We start from the raw sequence: 14,819 nt of genomic DNA on the forward strand, positions 1-14,819 counted from the left end.
GATTGCAAGTGTCTGCGATATGAGACCGCGACACAAGTTTGGCCATCCTCTCGTGTCCCGGACGGGGCACGAGACTATCGCTTTCACGCCTTCGATTTCTTATGCGCCCTGAGCTCGTCGACGAGTACCCGCACGTTCTCCGAATAATCGATCGGGATCGAGACCAGATGCACGCCGCCTTCCCTGAAAGCAGCGTCGAGCGTCGGGACAAAGCTGTCGATGCTCTCGATGCGATGGCCCTTGGCGCCATAGGCCTTCGCATAGAGGACGAAGTCCGGATTGCCGAAGGTCATGCCGTAATCGGCGAATTGATCGACGGCCTGCTTCCAGCGGATCATGCCATAGGCGTTGTCCTCCAGCACGAGCACGACCAGATTGAGCTTGAGGCGGACCGCCGTCTCCATTTCCTGGCTGTTCATCATGAAGCCGCCGTCGCCGGCGACCGCGAGCACGCGGCGGTCGGGATAGAGCATCGCGGCCATCATCGCCGACGGCAGGCCGGCACCCATGGTCGCCAGCGCGTTGTCGAGCAGCAGCGTATTGGCGAGGCGCGTGCGGTAGTTGCGCGCGAACCAGATCTTGTACATGCCGTTGTCGAGCGCGACGATGCCGTTCTCGGGGATCACCTGGCGGATGTCGTGCACGATGCGCTGCGGCGTCGGCGGCCAGCGCGCCTCGGTGGCGCGATCGGCGATGTGAGCCAGGATTTCCTCCCGTAGCGGCAGCAGCGCTGCCGCTTGCGGCAGCTTGCCTTCGAGCCGATCCGCCAGCAGCTCGAGGCTCGGGCCGACATCGCCGACGACCTCGGCGTCCGGAAAGTAGACCTGCTCGACGCTGGCCGAAGTATAGCTGACGTGAATGACCTTCAGCCCGGATGGTCCCATGATGAAAGGCGGCTTCTCGATCGGGTCGTGGCCGATGGCGACGATCAGGTCGGCGGCGTCGATGGCGTCATGGACGTAGTCACGCTCGGACAGCGCGGCCGTGCCAATGTAGAGATTGGTGCCGCCGGGCACGGTGCCCTTGCCCATTTGCGTCGTGAAGAACGGGATGCCGGTGCGGCGCACGAAACTCGCAATGCCGTGTGTCGACCGCGGCCGGCTGGTTGCCGCGCCCATCATCACCAGCGGACGCTCGGCTGCCAGGATCATCTCGGCAGCGCGATCAAGCGCCGCACGATGGGCGACCGGGATCTCGATCGGATGGACCGGGATCACGGGGACCGCGGGCACTTCGTCGCCGGCGACGTCCTCTGGCAGTTCGAGATGGACAGGGCCGGGCCGCTCCTCCATCGCGACGCGGAAGGCGTCGCGCACCACGGTCGGAATGCTGGAGGCGCTGACGATCTGACGCGACAGCTTCGTCAGAGGCTTCATGGTCGCGACCACGTCCACGATCTGGAAGCGCGCCTGTCTGCTGCTCATGATCGGCTTCTGGCCGGTGATCAGGATCATCGGCATGGCACCGAGATGCGCATAGGCTGCGCCGGTCGACAGGTTGAGAGCACCGGGGCCGAGCGTCGACAGGCAAACACCGGGCTTGCCCGTCAGCCTTCCATATGTGGCGGCCATGAAGGCGGCGGCCTGCTCGTGACGGGTCAGGACCAGTTCGATCCTGGAAGCGCGCAGCGATTCCACCAGGTCCAGGTTCTCCTCGCCGGGAATGCCGAAGATTTTGTCGACACCTTCGTTCTCCAGCGCCGCGACGAATAGATCCGATCCCTTGACCTTGCGTTCCTGCCCGCTCATGTCGTCTCCGCTTGCTGTGCTGGTTCGTGAATGTGTCACGGCAGCCTGGCGGCATGGTAGCCGTCCGCCGCACAGGCACAAATCACAATGCATTCGTGATGGCGTGGAACTGTCTCCCGAAGCTGCACACCGCTCTCACGTCAAACTCCGACGGCAGCTGAACGAATGCCGAAGCGCTACGCCTATTTCGGGGCTGGAGATCCGCATATCATCGCGCCGGATTGACAGGCCAATATATCTGACTAAAGTCAGACATCATGCTCGACCCTATCTCCCGCGTTCGCCGCTTCAATCGCGCTGTCACCTCCGCCGTCGGCGCGCTCGACACTTCGTTCCTGGGCCGTGGCCGCCCGCTCGGTGCGGCACGCGTGCTCAATGCGATCGGGCATGGCCGTTCCGACGTGGCGGAGATCCGTGACTATCTCGGCCTTGATTCCGGACTGATGAGCCGCCTCCTGCGCAGTCTCGAGGACGAAGGGCTGGTCGAGACCGAAGCGCATCAGGACGATGCGCGCCGGCGTGTCGCGACATTGACGCGGGCCGGCAAGCGTGAGTTCGCGGCCTACGAGGCGCTGTCGAACGCGCAGGCCGAAGGCTTCCTCGCGCAACATTCGCAGCGCGCTGCGTTGCTGGCGGCGATGGACCTGATCGCCTCGGCACTGACGCGCGAGCGCGTGGCGCTGGACGAGATGGATCCGCGGTGCGAGGAAGCACGTTATTGCCTCGGCGAGTACTATGCCGAGCTCGGCCGCCGCTTCAGCCAGGGATTCGACGTCTCGCTGTCGCGCGATCCCGACGCCAAGGACATGCGCCGCCCGCGCGGCAGCTTCATCGTCGCGATGTCGGATACGCTGCCGGTCGGCTGCGTCGGCTTGAAGGGAACCGATCATGGCTACGCCGAGATCAAGCGGCTGTGGGTCGCGCCGGCCGCCCGCGGGCTGCGGCTCGGCCGCCGCCTGATGGATGCGGCCGAGAGCGCCGCGCGCGAGCTCGGCATCGCCCTGCTGCGGCTCGACACCAACAGCGCGCTCTCCGAAGCCGGACAACTCTATCGCAGCACGGGCTGGCGCGAGATCCCGCGCTTCAACGACGATCCCTATCCGGACCTCTTCTTCGAAAAGCGCCTCTGATGCGGGACCGGCTCGCGGTCCTCGCGCGTTAGGCCGAAGCCGTGGGAGCTTCGACATGACGCAAGACGACCTCGCTGACACCTACCGCGACTACATCGCCTGCCTGAACCGGCGGGACTGGCCGGTCCTCGGAGAATTCGTGCATGACGAGGTCAACCACAACGCGCAACCCCTCGGGCTGGCAGGCTATCGCGCAATGCTGGAACGGGACGTTCGGCAGATCCCGGACCTCCAATTCCACATCGAGATGCTGATCTCCGCCCCTCCCCGCATCGCCGCCCGACTGAAGTTTGATTGCACGCCAGCCGGGACATTCATGGGTCTTGCCGTCGACGGGCGGCGCGTGTCCTTCTGCGAAAACGTGTTCTACGAATTTCACGACGGCAAGATCCGGCAGGTCTGGTCGGTGATCGACAAGGCCGCGATCGAGGCACAGCTCTGACGCCGCGCCTCGATCTCGAATTCACGCCGCCGCCGGCGCCACCTCGCCTTGCGGCTTTGCGAAGGGGCGGAACGTCATTGCCATCAGGAAGGCCCCTATGCCCATCGCCCAGGAGGCGATGTAGAGCCAGGCATAGCTGGAGAAGGCGTCGTAGATCAGGCCGCCCGCGAGAGGGCCGGTCGCCATGCCGAGGCTGCCGGCCATCGCGGTGCCGCCGATCACCGTGCCCATCATCTTGAGCGGGAAGTTTTCGCGGATCAGCACGGCATAGAGCGGCATGGTGCCGGCATAGATGAAGCCGAAGATGGCGCCGACCGCATAGAACGTCGTGAGCTGATGCGCGAAGACATAGGCGAGCGCGCCGAAGGCCTGCAGCAGCAGGCCCGAGACCAGCACGCGCTTGGCGCCGAAGCGGTCGCCCATCAGGCCGAAGGCGATACGCCCGCCGAGGCCGGCAAAGCCTTCGATGCTGTAGATCGTCACCGCCGCGACCAGCGGGATGCCGCAGCTCACGGCATAGCTGACGGTGTGGATGATCGGGCCGGAATGGGTCGCGCAGCAGAAGAAGTTGGTGGCGAGCAGGATGAGGAATTGCGGCGAGCGCAGCGCCTCGCCCATCGACATCTCAGGCACCGTAGCGCCGTCGCCTGGGGGTGTCGCCGCGGCCTGCGCCAGCGCGGGCGGACGGCGCACCAGGAACGAAGCCGGGATCATGATGGCGCCCACCACCAGAGCGATGACCTGCATCGAGGTACGCCAGTCGTGGCCGGAGACGAGCCAGGCCGCCAGCGGCGACATCGTCATGGGCGCCATGCCCATGCCGGCCGAGACCAGCGACACGGCGAGCCCGCGGTTGGTGTCGAACCAGCCGGTGACGGTCGCCATCATCGGCGCGAAGATGGCCGCACAGGCCGCTCCGACCAGGAGGCCGAACACGAACTGGAACACGATCAGCGACGTCGCATAACTCGCCGCGAACAGGCTAAGCGTCAGCACGACCGATCCCGTCAGCACGACCGGCAGCGGCCCGAACCGGTCGGACAGCGTGCCCCAGACCATGCTGGTGAAGGCCATCGCCAGAAAGCCGATCGTCATCGCGCTGGAGATGCCGGTCACCGACCAGCCGGTATCCTTCGCGATCGGCTGCAGAAACACCGGCAGCGAGAACATGCCGCCGATCGCGACGCAGCCGAGCACGCCGCCGGCGGCGACGATCACCCAGCGATAATTCGAAGAAGGCATTTCGGTCTCCGGTCAGTCTGTCTCGCCTGGAAGACGAACGGGAACTGTGCCGACCGACAGGCTGATGCCATTTTTTGTCGCAGGGTTTCCCGACCCGAACAAAACACGAAAAACAACCCCATGCACAGTAGCGGGCCCTCGCGAGATCAATGACTTGCGAGGATGGTGTTCTCAGCGGGGACCACGATTGACCCGTCGGGCAAAACACCGGGACGATGGCATCGTCCCCAGGAGCAGCGCGCTCAGATGAGCGAATTTGGGAGGCCCGTTCGTGCACATGGACGATATCCAGCCCGCGCTCAATCCACCACCAACACGACCTTTCCGAATCCTCCGCCGCGCTCCACGCTGCGATGGGCATCGGCGGCGCGCTTGAGCGGAAACACCTGGTCGACCAACGGTTTCAGCCCCCCCGACTCAAACAGCGGGAAAAACCCTTCGGAGAAACGACGGACCATCGCCCGCTTCTCGTCCACGCCTCGCGATTTCATCACGGTGCCCACCAATCGCAAGTGGTTGTGGAGCAGCAGGTTGAGCGGAATCGAGGGGGCGTGCTGGCCGCTCAAAATGCCGACTTGAACCAGGGTCCCGCCACGCCGAAGGCTGCGAAGGTTGCGCGGAAGGTAATCGCCGCCGACGAAATCGATCACGGCGTCCGCGCCGCGACGATCGGTAAGCCTTGCGACGACGCTTTCGAAATCATCGGCACGATAGTCGATCACAGCGGCGGCGCCGATGCTGCCGACATCCGCCAACCGCGAAGCGCTCGCCGTCGCGTACACGGTGGCGCCGAGCGCATGGGCTGCGGCCGGAACGAAATGCGGCAAGGCCGAAAGTTCTGGCGATGCTCGATCATCTCACTTTCAGCCAGGCGGGTCGACTGTGGTTCAGATTTCACGAGAAATCGGAAAGGCACGACAAGGCAGTGCGAAGGGTGCAAAATGCCTGATACAGCATGCTGCGATGCGGTGTGATCTCGGCCTGAAAAAAATGGGCACCGCCGTCGTCAAAGGTAGAGCGAACGTCCACCCCGTTTAGTTTGACATAGCCGCTTTGAGCCAGAAAGGGACCTCCGCCCGAACGACTCCGCGCCAAATGGTCGCGAGGTCTTCTCATCAAGTGCGGCGTCCGCCTCCACGCCATCTCGGGCTGGTGGTCGTCCCTGTCGCCTCAGGGCGCGGATCGCTGATGGTGAAATAGCTTGATTGTCGTAGCGATACCCTGAGAGGCTGGCACACCGCTCGCCGCAAGCCAGCTTGCCAAGTATCCTCATTGTGCGAGTATGTAGGCGCAAAAGCTCAGTCTGAAATTTGAGCAATCGGAGGAGTAGCGCGTGAGCGACCTGCATCCGGCTACGCCCCATCATCTACCGGGCTTCATCACCGCTCCAGGTGACACCGATACCCTTATGGTGGTTATCGGCATTATTCTCATCGCCGCCGTTGTGATGGTCGGTAATTTCTATTTGCACCTGCATACGATGCCGGAGCGGATGGCCCACAAGTCGCAGAAGTTTCAGTTTGAAATCGTGGCAGTGCTTGGACTTCTCGCGCTGTTTACGCACAATCATCTGTTCTGGGTGATCGGCTTGTTCCTCGCCATGATCGACTTGCCGGACTTCAGCACACCTCTGCGGAAGATCGCCGGGGCAGTCGAAAGAATGGCCGGTGTTGCGCCGGAGCCGGACGCTACCGAAGCGCCGGATCTTACTGCGCCTCACCCGGCGACAGTGCCTGACGTGGCGAAGACAAGCGCTGCCGTGGACGAGATCAAGAACAGGATCGAGCGCGATCTCAAGCGGGGGACGCCGGGCAATGCTTGAACTCCTCCTCTGCGCCACCTTCACGATCCTTCCGGACTATCTCTATCGCCGCTATCGGCAGGGGAAGCGCTTCGGGCACGAAATCACACTCTACTCGGTCTGGTTCGAACTGCGCTTCGGCATCGTCGCCTGTCTGATGCTGACGGTCTCACTCATTACGATGATCTTCTATTTTCATCCGTCCACCACGTCGGCGACGTTGTTCTATCGGACCGTTCCGATTGTGTCCGAAGTCACCGGCCGGGTTGCGGAGGTTCATGTCGATGTCAGCGCCGACGTAAAGCGAGGTGACGTGCTTTTCAGGCTCGACAGCGCCAAGCAGGAAGCCGCGCTCTTGACGGCCAAGCGCAAGATCGCCGAGATCGATGCCGCCATGCTGGCGGCGCAGGCCGATGTCATGAAGGCGGAAGGCCAGCTTCAGGAGGCAAAGAGCTCGCTGCAGCAGGCGCAGGACGAGTTGGATACTAAAACTGAATTACAGAAGCGCAACCCCGGAATCGTTCCGCAGCGCGACATAGAAAAGCTTGGCGTGGCCGTCGCAGGTCGCCAGGGCACCCTCGACGCCGCAACTTCCTCCAGACAATCAGCAATGACGCGGCTGGACGCTTTGCTACCGGCGGAAAAGGCAAGCGCAGAGGCGGCATTGGCCGAAGCGCAGGTCGATCTGGACAAGACTTTCATTCGCGCAGGCGTCGACGGTCGCGTTGAACAGTTCGGACTGCGGCCGGGGGACATCGTGAATCCAATGATACGGTCGGCTGGCGTTCTTATTCCCGAGGGCGCTGGACGGCGTGCTCTCATGGCAGGGTTTGGGCAGATCGAGGCTCAGATCATGAAGGTCGGAATGGTGGCCGAGGCCACCTGCATTTCCAAGCCGTGGACGATCATTCCGATGGTCGTGACCAGTGTGCAGGACTACATCGCGGCAGGCCAGTTCAGGGGCGGTGAACAACTGATCGAAGCGCAGCAGGTCGCGCGTCCCGGCACCATTCTCGTTTTCATGGAGCCGATCTACAAGGGCGGGCTGGAAGGCGTGACGCCCGGCAGTAGTTGTGTGGCCAATGCCTACACCAGCAATCACGATGTTATTGATGCCAAAGAGACCGGCACCCTCAAGCGCGTTGCGCTCCACGCCGTCGACGCTACTGGCATCGTGCACGCCATGCTGCTGCGCATCCAGGCGCTAGTGCTGCCGATCAGAACGCTGGTGCTGAGCGGACATTGACTGAGTTTGAACGCTGATCGCGATGACGTAGCCGCAACCCACAAATGCGCAGTCGACTTCCGGTGTTGGCTCATTGCGAGATTTGCTGCGGTTGCACAAAGGCGGTCGGTGTCGGGGCGAACCGGACATCGACGAAGATTTATGAGTACGCGTCCTAAGACGGTTTGACCTTGCCCGACGCCCGCAACATGTGAGACCGCTTCGACGGCCGTCACAAATGATTCCATGATTGCCGCCCCCTCGACGAACGAGACATTGCCTGGGATGCTGATCGCCATGCGACGGTCGACCCGGGCGAATTCGGCATACGCCCCCCCGCCGACGATCGCCATCACACGCTGCCCGATCGACACGTCGTCGACTTCGCTGCCGACGCCAACGACTTCACCGGCCAGTTCGAGGCCAAGCAGGGTGCTTTCGCCAAAGCTCTGATTGCCGTAGGCGCCGTTTCGCTGGAGAATATCCGCGCGGTTGACGCCTGCCGCCTTCACACGCACCAGCAGGTCGTGGGGACGAACCTCCGGCCCCGGCACTTCGGCGAGGCGGAGAACCTCCGCCGGACCGAAGCCGTCATAGACGATGCCTTTCACTTTGCCGGCTCCTGCGCACGGGCCTTGGCGCGCCGCGCGATGCTGGCGGCGAACAACGGCGTCTCTCGGCGATTGTGGTCGCTTCCGGCCGCTTGGCGCGCGTTGGCGGCGTCTTCGAGGGAAATGCCGTGCTTGTCCAGGAACGCCATGAAGCCATCGGTCGGATGTGCCGTGACGCTGTTCGTATAGCGTGTGCGCCCGTCATCCATGGATTCGGCCTTCAGCTCCCAGATCACGTTGACCTGGGTCCGGCCGTTTGTCGTAAACACGTCCGAGATCGAATTCATTCGGCAGTAGGTCTTGCCGGCCTCTTCCGCGACATAGTGCTGGATCACGAGCCCCGCGCCGATCTGCTCGACATTGATCATCATGCGGCGTCCGTCGTCCGTGGTGCTGACGCCGGCCGCAATGTGGTCAGGCGGGCAGCAGCGCAGATATTCGGCCTCGGAGAGCGTGAACAGCCATTCGGCGATATCCACCCGGTCGAGCGGCATATCAATCACCGCGCTATAGGCCGATTGAGACAGGATGCGATCGAGAACCTTCATGATAATCTCCTTTGATTCAAAGGCTTGGGCTCGGCAAGCCCGCCTTTCAGAGAGGATATACGGCCTGTGCGGATTGATGATAATGAGCGTTGAGCTCGAAACCGTTTTGCGAGAGGCGCAAAGATGAAAGACCCGCGTTTTGCGGAACATCTGGCCATCTATGTTGACGTCGTTCGTGGCGGGAGTTTCTCCAGCGCCGCACGTCATCGCGGCGTGACACCCTCGGCCATCGTCAGGCAGATCGACGCGCTCGAACACAGCGTCGGGGTGCCCCTGCTGGTGCGCTCGACCCGCGCACTCGCGGTGACGGACGCCGGAGAGCGATTGTTCGAACGCGCGCAGCGGTTGCTCGACGACCTCGCCGACACGCACGCCGAGATCGCCGCGTTCGATGGTGCGGTAGCCGGAGTTCTTCGCCTTGCGTGCTTTCCGACCTTTGGCAAGCGCTACGTGGTCCCCACACTGGAATCGATCATGCGGGATCATCCCGGCCTCACGGTCGAGCTCGATCTCACGGAAAGGCTCGCTGATCCCGTGCTGGAGCGGCTCGACGCCGTGATCCGGATCGGCGAACTCGCCGACAGCACTCTCATCGCGACCAAGCTGGCATCACAGAACAGGATGTTGGTCGCCACTCCTGCTTATCTCGATCGTCACGGCACACCGACCGAAGGGAAGAACCTCACTGGCCATCGGCTGATTGATAAACTACATGGCGCCGACCTGCTGGGCTGGTCGGACGTCCTTGGTCACCCCGCGGGCGCGGCGCCCGGACCGCAAGCCGTGTTTCGGTGCGACGACTTCGAAGCGATGCGGCTCGCGGCACTCGCCGGCATCGGCATCGCATTCCTGGCAGACTGGGTTGTCGGAGCGGATGTACGCGCCGGTTCGTTGAAACGAATCCGGCTCGACGACGAACGGTGGAATGAGGCGAAGGCCGGCGTCTATCTGTTGCGAGCCTTGGCCCAGCCGTCTGCCAAACTGACGATCCTGACTGCCGCATTGCGGGAAACAATCGGGTCGCCGCCGGTGTGGACGTAGTACCGACGCCAGTTACATCATGACCACCCGCCCCATCGTCTTTGCGCTGAATTGCAGGAAATCGCTCCATGCCGAAGATCGACATCGCCGCCGTGCCGGCACGCGAGGGCTCCGGCTATCCGGCGCCCTTCGCCGGGCCCTGCGCCGAACGTATCCGCAAGCGGCTCGGCGATGCCGGAGGCTTGACTGATTTCGGCGTCAATTTGATGCGCCTGCCGCCGGGCAGCTGGTCGAGCCAGCGGCACTGGCATTCGCACGAGGACGAGTTCGTCTACATCCTCGAAGGCGAAGTGACGCTGATCGAGGACGGCAGCGAAACCGTGCTGCGCGCCGGCGATTGCGCCGCGTTCGCGAAGGCCAGCGGCAACGGTCATCACATGATCAACAGGTCGAACATGACGGCGATCTATCTCGAGGTCGGCTCGCGCTCGCAAGCCGACCTCATTACCTGCTCCGACATCGACATGATGAGCCCGGCATCCGACGGCCGCTTCCTGCACAAGGACGGCACGCCGTATCCGTAAAGCGACACAGCGCTCACACAGCCGCGCTGCGGCGCCACGTGCTAACGGTGAGCCAGACCGCCGAGACCAGGAAGTAGAGCGCACCGACCGCGGCATAGCCCGCGACATTCGCGATCGACGGCACCGCAGGCATCGTGGCCTGGAAGATGAAGAAGCCGCCCGCCAGGGCTGACTGGCCGCCGCTGAGCACCATGGCCCATTGCGCGCCGAAACGCTTCCAGCGCCGCACGGCCGTGCCGAGCTGGAGCAAGCCGGACAGGATCGCCCAGGCTCCGAAGATCCCGAGCACCCAGTTCATGCTGACCTGCAAGGCGAGGATCACCGCGATGGTGGTTGCCAAGCTCACCAGCACGTTCAGGCCCTGGGTGCGGTTCTGGTTCAACCCGCCGCTCCGGAGCGCGTCGAGATAGTTGGCCGCAGCGTCCCATGCGGGATAGACAATGAGCAATGCTGCTGCGATCACCGCCGACGACGGCGCGATCGCAAAGGCCGCAATGACCCAACCGACGGAAAAGGCGGCGCGCAGGAAGTAATAGTGCCTGAGCCATTGCGTATCGGTCGTATCGGCGGCGATTTCGTAAGTCCTCATTCTCTTCTCCTTACCTACTAGTTGGTAGTTTCGTTGCGAAATGGATGGTCGCGCCACCGCAATGCGTTGCGGCCGTATCGATCCGTCAGTGCCTGGTGGAAAGCCGGTCCAGCAACGGCCGGGTGATGGTGCCGAACATCTTGGGATCGCCATAGGCACGGGCCGACAGCATGGCGCCGTGAACGGTCGCCATGAATCCCTCGGCCTCGACCCGCGCCGTGCCGGCAAGCTGCAACCGCCCCTGCCGCTTGCCGCGCTCCAATACCACGGTCAGCCAGGAGGCCAGGGAGCGGAAGTGAGCCCGGACTTCGAGCGCCACCTCCTCGGGCAGGATCGGAAGCTCGCTGGCCAGCAGCGCGCAGACGCAGAACGGCGCCGTCGCATCCTTGATGCACGCTTCCCAGTAACCGAGATAGCTCCTCAGCTGCTCGGCGGGATCCGAGACGTTGCGCTCGAGCGCCGACAGTCCTGCCTGGGCCTCTTCGCGATAGCGCGACACGAGGGTGCGGACCAGATCGACCTTGCTCGCGAAATGGTGGTGGATGCTGGGCTTGCGGATGCCGACGACATCGGCGATGTCGGCGTAGCTGAAGCCGTTGTAGCCGCCCGCGATGATCAACGTGCGCGCACAGGCGAGGATATCGTCGGCCGTGGAAGAGGTGTTATTCATACTGTCTATCTACCTTCCAGTTGGTAGATTTGCAAGACGGAGTGCATCAACGATGCGTGAGTGGTAGCGTGACGATCGGACACACGCCTTCTACCAGACCCACAGGTCACATCGGGCGGCTTGCTACGCGCGTCAACCGCCGCTTTTGTTTCCAGCAAGCATTTCGACGATCGTCTTGAAGGTGGCAAAGACTGGAGACGTCAATGCCGGTCCCAGAATGGCGATGATGCTCGTCACCGCGGCCGGAATTCCAAACTCCAGCTTGTCCGGACCCTGTTTTTGATCTGCGATCGCGTTTGCCGGATCAAGCCGATAGCGCCGCACATCCAGGTACCAGCCGGCCAACGCAGGGGCAGCCGCCGCGAACAGGGCTATTGTTCCTGTCATGCCCAGATGACTGGTGAGAGCATTCGCGAGAGGTTTCAGAGCTTCTGCCTGCGCCGCGACGATCAGGCCGAGCGGCCAATCCATCACCACCTTGCTTGCGAAGGTCGCAACTACCAGGATGGCCGAGCTGAGCATGATCATTCGCTGGAGATTTGACTTTCGCTCTTCGAGACTTGGCAGGGAGGGCTTTTCCTCGGGGCCGCAAAGTACGGCGAACGCCAGCAGGGCTACGCCAACGGCCAGAAGTCCGACAAATGTATTGATGTCGATGACCAGCTTGATGGCCTCGCTGACCTGGAAGGACGTCCCGCTCTTGTACGAAGCTAACAGCGGCCCAAAGACGCCGGTGTTCTGATCGGCCTGGTTCAGCAAGGCCTTGAGGAATGTTTGACCCGCGTTGGCATAAGCAGTCGGCTCTTTGGTGACCCACCACGCGAGAATGAGGCAAAGCGTCAGGCCGACGAAAAACAACATTCTACTACGACGGAAAACGAGGGATCCACCGAGCAGCAAGGTTGCCGCACACACGAGATACAGTATGCCGCTGGACGCGGCATAATTGTATCGGGCAGTCAGCGTGTTCGCAATTTGCGTGGATTGAGCGATGGTCACTTCGGCGTTCCGGCCTTCTTCTGCTTTGTCGAGGTCGGCTTTGGCCGCCGCTGCTGCGGTCTGCGCGCCGTCGACCGCAGCCCTTGCATCATCCTTCTGCTTCTCCGACGCAGCGCCCGACGCTTCCAGCTTTTCGAGCCGAACCTGCTTGTCGCTCAAGGACTTTTGCTTGTCGGCATGAGTGGCTTTCAGCTTCCCTATCTTTGAAGCCGAATCGCCCGCGGGGTTCGGGAGGATGAAATTGACGACAGGTTTGTCGGTCAGCGGCATGAGCACATCGGCAACGCGGTTCGGCGCCAAATAGCCCAGCAACAATGGTCCAATCACACAGCAAATCGCCAAGGAGTACCTGGTCAGAAAATCCGGTGCCGGTACGGGATATCCCCCCTTGCCGGTGCTAACGGCAATGCTCATGTCTGCCCCCAAAAGAAAAACCTAGCTTTACAAATGAAGAAATCGGTGGCCCGGGTCCGTCCCCTGAAATGCCGAAATATATACAACCAAGAGTTACAAGAGGCCGATCACAAGCGCAATGACGAAGAGCGCCTGGTCGCCTCCGGAACTGTCAAAACTGCTTCACGCCTGCATTGATCGACCCGAGCATGACCATCCGCCCCATCCTCCGCTATCCCGACCGCCGGCTTGCGCTGCCGGCCCGCCCCCTCACCGCGTTCGACGACGGCTTGCGCCAGCTCGCGCAGGATCTGCTCGACACGATGCGCGCCGCGCCCGGCATCGGCATCACCGCGCCGCATATCGGCGTGCCCTTGCGCGTGGTCGTTCTCGAGCTCGACGCCAAGGACGGGCCGCGGACCTACGTCAATCCGGAGATCACATGGGCTTCGCCCGAGATGATCATGCATCGCGAGGGCAGCGTCTCGATGCCGGGGTTGAACGAGGACGTGCAGCGCCACGCGCGGGTGCGCATCAGCTATCAGGATATCGAGGGCAATGTGCGGAGCGAGGAATCGGACGGCCTGCGCGCGGTGTGCCACCAGCACGAGATCGACCAGCTCGACGGGATGTTCTGGATCCAGCGGCTGTCGCGGCTGAAGCGGGAGCGGCTGGTGAAGAAGTATGAGAAGATGTCGCGGGGGTCGTAGGGTGGATTAGCGAAGCGTAATCCACCAATCCCAGCACGGCTTAGCAAGTGGTGGATCACGCCGCCGACTGCGCTTTGCGCAGCCGCCGGCTAATTCACCCTACCCTTCTCATCCATGCCCTCAAGCCCTCTTCCCGCTCCGCTTGACGATCGGCGCGTTGCGACGCTCGCGCTTGCCACGGGCGATCTGGGTCGCGAGCGCGTCCAGCTTCGGCTCCCAGAAGGTTCTGAATTGGCCGACCCAAGCGTCGACCGCCTGCAGCCCCGCGGCGTCGACCGAATAGAGGCGCCTTTGCGCCTCGGCGCGAACGGTGGCGAAGCCGCTCTCTCTGAGCACCTTGAGGTGCTGCGAGACGGCCGCCTGGGTGATGCCGAACTCGGCGCCGATCAGTTCGACGACCTCACCGGATGCCAATTCGCCTCGTGCCAGCAGCTCGAGGATGCGGCGGCGCACGGGATCGGCGAGGACTTCGAAGACGTGCATCAGCTTCCTGTGCCGGGATGAACGATGTCGGGCGGCATCTCGCCGCGATAAAAGGCGATGGTGCGGTCCGAGCGCTGCTTCGCTTCGCCGGGATCGACCCCGCTTGCGACATGCGCCGCACGCCAATGCTCTCCGCTCGTGGTCATGAAGTCCTTGCCCTCGGCCGACACCATCCAGGCCTCGGCCGCTTCATGGTCGACCGATGCCCCGGTCGCAAGATATCGCTCCAGCCCCGCCAGCGCGAGGTCCCAGCCGATGCCGACCGCACCCGGGCCGAACTGATTCCAATGATCCTCGATGATAGCGGTGTGCTCGAGCGTCAAACGCGCCTGGCTTCGCTCTCCGCTCAGCGTGACGTCGATCCAGCTCGTGGCGCCGCCGAATTCCCAGGTTGCGGCGAAGTGGGTCGGCGGCGTGCAGGACGTGATGGTGCCGCCGGCATTGCCCTTGACCTGGTATCGTCCGCCAAGGCGAAGGTCGCCTTCCACCGGCGCAAACCAGCGCTGAATGCGCTCCCTGGAGGTGACGGCGTCCCAGAGATCGTCGACGCTGGTGTCGTAGAGCCGCGTCAGCGTAACCGCGCTCGCCGGCTTGCCGTCCTTGTCGAAGCTCCTCACCGAGCGCGTCACAAGCCCCAAGACCCGGGCGACGTCGATCTGCATT

General features: G+C 63.0%; 16 protein-coding genes and 1 pseudogene. 7 read left to right on the forward strand and 10 right to left on the reverse strand.

Translation table 11 applies throughout. The features are described 5' to 3' along the window. Positions 1-83: 83 nt before the first annotated feature. Positions 84-1,748: an acetolactate synthase large subunit gene (locus tag AC3WLX_RS04225; protein ID WP_492334802.1), complete on the reverse strand. Its 1,665-nt coding sequence runs from the start codon at positions 1,746-1,748 to the stop codon at positions 84-86. 257 nt (positions 1,749-2,005) lie between these two features. On the opposite strand from AC3WLX_RS04225, the gene AC3WLX_RS04230 reads away from it, so the two are divergent. Continuing rightward, positions 2,006-2,878 carry a bifunctional helix-turn-helix transcriptional regulator/GNAT family N-acetyltransferase gene (locus tag AC3WLX_RS04230; protein ID WP_492334803.1) on the forward strand — a complete coding sequence of 291 codons (873 nt, stop codon included), beginning with the start codon at positions 2,006-2,008 and terminating at the stop codon, positions 2,876-2,878. Between the two features lie 55 nt (positions 2,879-2,933). After that, positions 2,934-3,320, forward strand: a complete 387-nt coding sequence (locus tag AC3WLX_RS04235) for an ester cyclase (protein ID WP_492334804.1) — start codon at positions 2,934-2,936, stop codon at positions 3,318-3,320. 21 nt (positions 3,321-3,341) lie between these two features. Here AC3WLX_RS04235 and AC3WLX_RS04240 read toward each other — a convergent pair whose 3' ends face one another. Then, positions 3,342-4,562, reverse strand: coding sequence for an MFS transporter (locus tag AC3WLX_RS04240; RefSeq protein ID WP_492334805.1), 1,221 nt, complete (start codon positions 4,560-4,562; stop codon positions 3,342-3,344). Positions 4,563-4,861: 299 nt separating this feature from the next. Next, positions 4,862-5,389: a zinc-binding dehydrogenase gene (locus AC3WLX_RS04245; protein WP_492334806.1), complete on the reverse strand. Its 528-nt coding sequence runs from the start codon at positions 5,387-5,389 to the stop codon at positions 4,862-4,864. Positions 5,390-5,895: 506 nt separating this feature from the next. Between AC3WLX_RS04245 and AC3WLX_RS04250 the strand changes: the two genes are divergently transcribed. Both AC3WLX_RS04250 and AC3WLX_RS04255 read left to right on the forward strand, forming a co-directional pair. Further along, positions 5,896-6,384: a hypothetical protein gene (locus tag AC3WLX_RS04250; protein WP_492334807.1), complete on the forward strand. Its 489-nt coding sequence runs from the start codon at positions 5,896-5,898 to the stop codon at positions 6,382-6,384. Beyond that, on the forward strand, positions 6,377-7,609 hold the full coding sequence (locus AC3WLX_RS04255) for an HlyD family secretion protein (RefSeq protein WP_492334808.1): 1,233 nt from the start codon (positions 6,377-6,379) through the stop codon (positions 7,607-7,609). The genes AC3WLX_RS04250 and AC3WLX_RS04255 overlap by 8 nt, the downstream gene beginning before the upstream one ends. Before the next feature lie 272 nt (positions 7,610-7,881). Here AC3WLX_RS04255 and AC3WLX_RS04260 read toward each other — a convergent pair. Next, a pseudogene (locus tag AC3WLX_RS04260) lies at positions 7,882-8,199 on the reverse strand (alcohol dehydrogenase catalytic domain-containing protein); the annotation flags it as partial. Then, positions 8,196-8,747, reverse strand: coding sequence for a hypothetical protein (locus tag AC3WLX_RS04265; RefSeq protein ID WP_492335913.1), 552 nt, complete (start codon positions 8,745-8,747; stop codon positions 8,196-8,198). The pseudogene AC3WLX_RS04260 and the gene AC3WLX_RS04265, both read right to left, overlap by 4 nt. Positions 8,748-8,870: 123 nt before the next feature. Here AC3WLX_RS04265 and AC3WLX_RS04270 point away from each other — a divergent pair, with 123 nt between their 5' ends. Further along, a complete protein-coding gene (locus tag AC3WLX_RS04270) occupies positions 8,871-9,788 on the forward strand; it encodes a LysR family transcriptional regulator (protein WP_291620494.1) in 918 nt (305 codons plus the stop codon). A gap of 68 nt (positions 9,789-9,856) precedes the next feature. Continuing rightward, complete coding sequence (locus AC3WLX_RS04275) at positions 9,857-10,312, forward strand: cupin domain-containing protein (RefSeq protein ID WP_492334809.1); 456 nt, start codon at positions 9,857-9,859, stop codon at positions 10,310-10,312. A gap of 13 nt (positions 10,313-10,325) precedes the next feature. Here AC3WLX_RS04275 and AC3WLX_RS04280 read toward each other — a convergent pair whose 3' ends face one another. The 3 genes from AC3WLX_RS04280 to AC3WLX_RS04290 all read right to left on the reverse strand — a co-directional run bounded on the left by AC3WLX_RS04280 (position 10,326) and on the right by AC3WLX_RS04290 (position 12,984). Further along, on the reverse strand, positions 10,326-10,901 hold the full coding sequence (locus AC3WLX_RS04280; RefSeq protein ID WP_492334810.1) for a DUF308 domain-containing protein: 576 nt from the start codon (positions 10,899-10,901) through the stop codon (positions 10,326-10,328). Between the two features lie 85 nt (positions 10,902-10,986). Continuing rightward, positions 10,987-11,571, reverse strand: a complete 585-nt coding sequence (locus AC3WLX_RS04285) for a TetR/AcrR family transcriptional regulator (protein ID WP_492334811.1) — start codon at positions 11,569-11,571, stop codon at positions 10,987-10,989. 132 nt (positions 11,572-11,703) lie between these two features. Beyond that, positions 11,704-12,984 (reverse strand): hypothetical protein, encoded by a 1,281-nt coding sequence (locus AC3WLX_RS04290; RefSeq protein ID WP_492334812.1) that lies wholly within the window; start codon positions 12,982-12,984, stop codon positions 11,704-11,706. Between the two features lie 188 nt (positions 12,985-13,172). Here AC3WLX_RS04290 and AC3WLX_RS04295 point away from each other — a divergent pair, with 188 nt between their 5' ends. Beyond that, complete coding sequence (locus AC3WLX_RS04295) at positions 13,173-13,673, forward strand: peptide deformylase (RefSeq protein WP_492334813.1); 501 nt, start codon at positions 13,173-13,175, stop codon at positions 13,671-13,673. Positions 13,674-13,793: 120 nt separating this feature from the next. On the opposite strand, the gene AC3WLX_RS04300 is transcribed toward AC3WLX_RS04295, so the two are convergent. Beyond that, positions 13,794-14,156 carry an ArsR/SmtB family transcription factor gene (locus tag AC3WLX_RS04300; protein WP_492334814.1) on the reverse strand — a complete coding sequence of 121 codons (363 nt, stop codon included), beginning with the start codon at positions 14,154-14,156 and terminating at the stop codon, positions 13,794-13,796. Continuing rightward, a complete protein-coding gene (locus AC3WLX_RS04305; protein ID WP_291620485.1) occupies positions 14,156-14,818 on the reverse strand; it encodes an SRPBCC family protein in 663 nt (220 codons plus the stop codon). Before AC3WLX_RS04305 ends, AC3WLX_RS04300 begins: the two co-directional genes overlap by 1 nt. Position 14,819: the final 1 nt, after the last annotated feature.

The organism is Bradyrhizobium sp. FW305-F6 (assembly GCF_058782905.1).

Bases quoted from the DNA above. Each gene is read 5' to 3' on its own strand.
- AC3WLX_RS04225 (WP_492334802.1), bottom strand. From the start codon at position 1,748: ATGAGCGGGCAGGAACGCAAGGTCAAGGGATCGGATCTATTCGTCGCG.
- AC3WLX_RS04230 (WP_492334803.1), top strand. From the start codon at position 2,006: ATGCTCGACCCTATCTCCCGCGTTCGCCGCTTCAATCGCGCTGTCACC.
- AC3WLX_RS04235 (WP_492334804.1), top strand. From the start codon at position 2,934: ATGACGCAAGACGACCTCGCTGACACCTACCGCGACTACATCGCCTGC.
- AC3WLX_RS04240 (WP_492334805.1), bottom strand. From the start codon at position 4,562: ATGCCTTCTTCGAATTATCGCTGGGTGATCGTCGCCGCCGGCGGCGTG.
- AC3WLX_RS04255 (WP_492334808.1), top strand. From the start codon at position 6,377: ATGCTTGAACTCCTCCTCTGCGCCACCTTCACGATCCTTCCGGACTAT.
- AC3WLX_RS04265 (WP_492335913.1), bottom strand. From the start codon at position 8,747: ATGAAGGTTCTCGATCGCATCCTGTCTCAATCGGCCTATAGCGCGGTG.
- AC3WLX_RS04270 (WP_291620494.1), top strand. From the start codon at position 8,871: ATGAAAGACCCGCGTTTTGCGGAACATCTGGCCATCTATGTTGACGTC.
- AC3WLX_RS04275 (WP_492334809.1), top strand. From the start codon at position 9,857: ATGCCGAAGATCGACATCGCCGCCGTGCCGGCACGCGAGGGCTCCGGC.
- AC3WLX_RS04280 (WP_492334810.1), bottom strand. From the start codon at position 10,901: ATGAGGACTTACGAAATCGCCGCCGATACGACCGATACGCAATGGCTC.
- AC3WLX_RS04285 (WP_492334811.1), bottom strand. From the start codon at position 11,571: ATGAATAACACCTCTTCCACGGCCGACGATATCCTCGCCTGTGCGCGC.
- AC3WLX_RS04290 (WP_492334812.1), bottom strand. From the start codon at position 12,984: ATGAGCATTGCCGTTAGCACCGGCAAGGGGGGATATCCCGTACCGGCA.
- AC3WLX_RS04295 (WP_492334813.1), top strand. From the start codon at position 13,173: ATGACCATCCGCCCCATCCTCCGCTATCCCGACCGCCGGCTTGCGCTG.
- AC3WLX_RS04300 (WP_492334814.1), bottom strand. From the start codon at position 14,156: ATGCACGTCTTCGAAGTCCTCGCCGATCCCGTGCGCCGCCGCATCCTC.
- AC3WLX_RS04305 (WP_291620485.1), bottom strand. From the start codon at position 14,818: ATGCAGATCGACGTCGCCCGGGTCTTGGGGCTTGTGACGCGCTCGGTG.